This window comes from Acinetobacter sp. ANC_7503 (assembly GCF_056780035.1).
The window spans coordinates 1-4998 of record NZ_JBWYJA010000024.1; the positions used below are offsets into that span (position 1 = coordinate 1).

At 32.8% G+C, this 4998-nt stretch carries 5 protein-coding genes; 1 reads left to right on the top strand and 4 read right to left on the bottom strand.

The features are described from left to right. The first annotated feature begins 264 nt into the window (after positions 1–264). The gene (locus tag AC1M9M_RS14740; RefSeq protein ID WP_481596701.1) at positions 265–702 is read left to right on the top strand and encodes an Imm42 family immunity protein; all 438 of its coding nucleotides are present in this window, start codon (positions 265–267) and stop codon (positions 700–702) included. A gap of 31 nt (positions 703–733) precedes the next feature. Here AC1M9M_RS14740 and AC1M9M_RS14745 read toward each other — a convergent pair whose 3' ends face one another. The 4 genes from AC1M9M_RS14745 to AC1M9M_RS14760 form a co-directional block, all read right to left on the bottom strand. Further along, positions 734–1114: a hypothetical protein gene (locus AC1M9M_RS14745; protein ID WP_151829633.1), complete on the bottom strand. Its 381-nt coding sequence runs from the start codon at positions 1112–1114 to the stop codon at positions 734–736. A 185-nt stretch (positions 1115–1299) separates the two neighbouring features. Then, positions 1300–1869, bottom strand: coding sequence for a plasmid replication DNA-binding protein (locus AC1M9M_RS14750; protein WP_481596702.1), 570 nt, complete (start codon positions 1867–1869; stop codon positions 1300–1302). Between the two features lie 63 nt (positions 1870–1932). Then, the gene (repM, locus tag AC1M9M_RS14755; RefSeq protein ID WP_481596703.1) at positions 1933–2826 is read right to left on the bottom strand and encodes a replication initiation protein RepM; all 894 of its coding nucleotides are present in this window, start codon (positions 2824–2826) and stop codon (positions 1933–1935) included. Positions 2827–4238: 1412 nt separating this feature from the next. Beyond that, positions 4239–4757 carry a tetratricopeptide repeat protein gene (locus tag AC1M9M_RS14760; RefSeq protein WP_000447193.1) on the bottom strand — a complete coding sequence of 173 codons (519 nt, stop codon included), beginning with the start codon at positions 4755–4757 and terminating at the stop codon, positions 4239–4241. Positions 4758–4998: the final 241 nt, after the last annotated feature.

Here is a 4998-nt window from a genome sequence, read left to right on the forward strand (position 1 = left end):
AGCCTTGGCTCACATTCATTCAGGTATTTTGCGTCTATACCGATGACCTTCAATTTTCTATGATGAACACATAGAGAGCAGGATGCTCCAGATAACAATAAGAAATTGTAGCAATGGAATATGCAGGTACGACAGGAGTTATACCAACGCATCAAATACGTAAAAAAGCCCAACAGGATGTTGGGCTTTTTTATGTCTTGAATTTGGATTTCGTATAAGAGATTTTATGTTAAATAGAGATCATAAATTTATGGATATAAATAAATGCTTGTAAAACATAACAATGACTTTTTTATTCAATGGGATACTACGTATTATCTTGAAAACAACCTAGAGTTAGGCGTTTTCAATTTTTGGATTGATGATCATGCATACCCAGGAAAATATACTAATATTACTCTAGTTCCTCTATTTGTTGATCTTATAGGTAATTTAGAAAATATTCATAATATCAAACAAGATTTAGGTGATATTCCTCTGAGTGAGATTGATTTTTCATTAAGTAATGATCAACTGGTGAACTTAGATACAGGAGAACTATTTCAGTATGGATTAGGTTTGAGTATTGGTTTCGATAAAAATATTGAGCGCGTATTTTACACAGTAGATTATGGAAAAAGTTTTTCTGAAATTGTCTTACCAAAAGGGACTCTTACACATACACTGAAATCTCTCCAACAACTCACTAGCCACCATCTATAATTTCGTATAACCGCCATTATGTTAAATAAACTCAATTACTGTCATCAAAAGTGGCATTAATTCTGTCTACAGTCCATTTTACTGTAGTGTTATCTAAGTAAAAAAAATCTCTATTTAAAATATAATCTTCAAAAATTAAGCCATTACTATCTAGCTTTCCTTCTTTTAAATGTCCAATAATTTCATATCTTAGACTATTATCTATTTGCTTAACTTGATGGGGACAATTCACTTCTTCAATAATGTAATCATCAAGAATAGTAGCTTCTAAAGCTATAAGGTAATTTTTTTTGAGATCAATAAATGAGGGTATTGAAGAACTAAATACCTCTAGAATTTCATTACGAATCTTAATTTTTAGAATAAATTCGAGATCCTCATTACATTCTATGATTTGAGCTATATATTTCACTTTAATTAAGATTTCCTAAAATTAACATAATACACCTTATGCGAAATTCTTGAATTTTTCCTATAAGCATCAATGTCTTAAATAAAGCCGTTCCAAGGTTCAGCGCACTGGAGCGGCTTTTTATTGATTCTTCACGTTCCACGCCTATTTTTTGATGATGGTTTCACAATTTTGTGTAGTTCTATTTAACCATTCGGCAGGAAGAATCGGCTCAGGAAGCCACGCTTTTTAGGCTCAGGTTCAACATGCTCAGGAACAGGAATTCGCTTTTTTTCTACATCGATAGTAGTCAATCCGTCCTCTTTAGACTGCTCAGACTGAAGGGGGGTGATTATATCTTCTGTACTAGGAAGTGAATTACTCTCGGTATGAGTTGTATCAGATTCAATATTGACCTTAGATGGCTTCATTTCGATGAGTGTAAGAAGTGTATCAATACGAGAATTAGCTTTGGCCTCCCGATCTTCTGCTTTTTCTAATTGTTTCTTTAAAAAATCGATTTGATTTTTTAATTCTATGATTGTTTGATCCGTGTACTCAGGTGTATTTGGATTTTGTATTGCAGACGTATCGATACGTTTTGACTGTTTTGTATTAAATGGTTCGCCATACACACGAAGTAACTCTGAAAAGTCTATGTAACCATCGTGATCACGACTTAATACTCCATTTTTTATATCTTTATAGAGTGTTGCACGAGATTTTTTATACAGTGCAGCAGCATCACTAACACTGTATTTTGTACTTGTTTTCATAGTGTATTACTGTGTATTTACGATACGTATTAAGGGATACAATAAGTGTATTCTTCAATACACTCAAGATTTGAAGCCTAAGTTTTTTAAGTAGGGTAAAAATTGCTTTTGTTGTTTAGGATCTCTAAGCATTTCTTTAATTTTTGATGCTAATGTTTCGTAGCTTTCACCTTCTAGTGCTAAATGGGAAAGTTCATGCAAACGGGATAGCTGATTACCAAACATATTAATTTGAGCATCTGTCAGCTTATAAAACTCTTTTGGTATATCTATATCTGGGGGATTAATATTTTTAGCTTTTTCCTTAAACGAAAATAAAATATGAGTAACTTTACGACCTGTCTTTTTTTGCTCATACGTTACGCTTAAAGGGCTGTATTCATTTATTTGGTCTATCGCAGTATCAATTACTCGTTTCTTAAAATCGGCAAATAACGGATATTTCTTACCGAGTTCTAGCATTGTGCGTAAGTTATCAACGGAGATTTCACGCTTACCTATTTGTCTATACTGGACCAACAGTTCATAAATACGGATACCATACCCACTGTTGATTCCAGCAATATCTGATAAAGCATACTTAGTAAATTCTCTACTTAAATTAGAAATGAAAGGCAAAATGGGTTTTGAAAAGCGAATACCAATGACACCCTGGCTATCCAAAAACTGGATCTCTTGGACCCATCTCATCTTTATAGATTTATCGTTAACAGTAAGGTTAATTGATCTTTCGTAAAGTCTATTAATACCTTCCTTTAGATCCCTATATGCGGTTTTCTCATGTACCCCTAAGCGTTGTAGTTCATTAACACTCACAGGATATAGTTCATCATCTGTGATTGGTTGGTTTTTAGGAATACGGGAAATTGCTGCTAAGACGATACGTTGCTCTACAGCACTTAATTGATATGATGCTTCTATAACTTGATTTGATTTTACAACTTGATTCTTATCCAAAATGAAGCCATTGATTTTTTTAATATATGACAAATATATACCTGTCATAGTTAGTAGTCAATCCGTCATAGTTAAGTAGTCAATCCGTCATAGTTAGTAGTCAATCCGTCATAGTTAGTAGTCAATCCGTCATAGTTAAACTCTGATACCTTTGTTATATAAGGGATACAGGTGTCTGAAAAGATTTAAAAGATTTAAAAATAAATAAAAAAGGCTGTTTGAAAAATTGCCCTTGGTTTTCGCTTCGCTCAAACTCTATTGAACTTCGCTTTCGCTCAGTTCGTCGGGGCAATTTTTTCTCTAATCTCTTTGTGAATTCTATAAAAACAAAAGCATTCGGTATTCGCTTCGCTCATATAATTTTTTATGCTCGCTTCGCTCGATTTAGAAGCTACTTTTTGTCATATGATTTTATTTCTAGCTAAATTTTTATAAATAATGGTTTTTCAGAGGGGGGAGAGATCAGCTTTTCTGTGTGTCGCTCGTAGACACTCGCTTATATCCTCCGTATTGCTTCTTATTTTTCGTTTTTAGCCCTGTTTTCGTTTTTTAGCTAGAGAACAGTGTTTTTATTTTAACTGCGCTTAAATCGCATTCTATGCGTATTTATTAAGGGTTAATTTTTTCAAAATTTGCTCCCAAGGCTTTTTCATTTTTGATCAGCAGATCAGGAATGCACGCTTACTCGTTTCTCTGGAGAGAAACAAAATTGAGTTGTTGACCAAGCATTCTCTGTACGTCAATTTAGCCAGGTAAATCTCTTTTGGTCTCGGCACATGCCGAATATTTTTTCTCACACACCACGCATCTATCGATGAAACCTCTCAATCCTTTACACCATAAGGTTTACATGGAATTTTAATGGATTAAAAAAGTGGGGCTCTAAAAAAGCAAAATATAAGTTTATATAATTGAAAAATAAAGAAAAAAGCCAGCTCACCGAAAAGGGCTATAAAATATGAAAAATTATACATAAATATTTGTTTTATATGGTGAAAATTCTGGGCTCTCAGTAAATTTGGGGTATAGCTCATTTTTTTGGGGAAAAATTCAATAAGTAATTAATATATATAGATAAACACTTGAGCTCTGAATTTTTCTTGATATTGATGGTTTTAAAGCGAATATTAGTTGTGTGTAAAAATATAAAACTCAGTATGTATAACGAAATTTTTTTTGAGAGAATTAAATGATGGACAATATTATTCAGTTATCTAAACCATGTACGCTTTGTGGAATTAGGCAGAATGTTAAGTTGTTTGCTGAGCTAATGCTTTGCTCTCAATGTCAGGAAAATATTAGGATCACTAATCCTGGTATGTTTGCTTCAAATGAACAGATCGAACAAAAAACTCAGGATTAACCTGAGTTTCGCATAAGGTGTATTATGTTAATTTTAGGAAATATTAAAACTAATTTTCAGACTTATCCCACCAACTTTGAGCTAAATCAGTATTTTTAGGAATACCTATACCATCACGATACATAACGGAAAGACTTCGCATTGCTTTCTTATTACCTAACTTTGCAGCCTTTTCACGAAGTTCAAAAGCTTTATTAATATTAACTTCTATTCCGCTATCTGCACGAGTATATAGATCAGCTAACTCAACCATTGATTCAGAATGGCCATTTTCTGAGGCTTTCTGAAACCACTTAAAAGCTTTTTGGAAATGTTCTAAAGAATCGTTTTTGTCATCATCTTCCATTAATCTAGCATAGGTAACATATCCATCAGCTAACCAAAACATTGCTGCTACATTTCCATTTTCTGCTGATTTAAGAGCCCAAACTTCAGCTTGATTTTCATCTGAATCAACACCATGACCATATAGATAAATCTCGGCTAATTCTAACTGAGCAGAAGTATCTCCATTTTCTGCTTTCGCTAATAAATCATTAGAAAAAACAGGTTCTGCAAATGTTTCCATTGAAAGGCAAACTCCTAAAGCCATAAAAATATTTGTTAATTTATTCAATTTTTAACCTTTAAACTAAACTGTTAGGCTTTTATATTTTTATATCATACCTAAAAGAAAACTCTAAAATTAGAGTATGTCTTATCTCTATTTAACATAATAGGCGTTATGCGAAATGCAAGCAAAATAATGATTTAAAATCAACAACTTAAGAATTTTCACCCACTCCGAAAAACAGAAAAAAACCGACTGT

What these genes read in the sequence shown, in the direction of transcription:
- AC1M9M_RS14740 (WP_481596701.1), top strand. Translation starts at nt 265, where the DNA reads ATGCTTGTAAAACATAACAATGACTTTTTTATTCAATGGGATACTACG.
- AC1M9M_RS14760 (WP_000447193.1), bottom strand. Translation starts at nt 4,757, where the DNA reads ATGGAAACATTTGCAGAACCTGTTTTTTCTAATGATTTATTAGCGAAA.
- AC1M9M_RS14750 (WP_481596702.1), bottom strand. Translation starts at nt 1,869, where the DNA reads ATGAAAACAAGTACAAAATACAGTGTTAGTGATGCTGCTGCACTGTAT.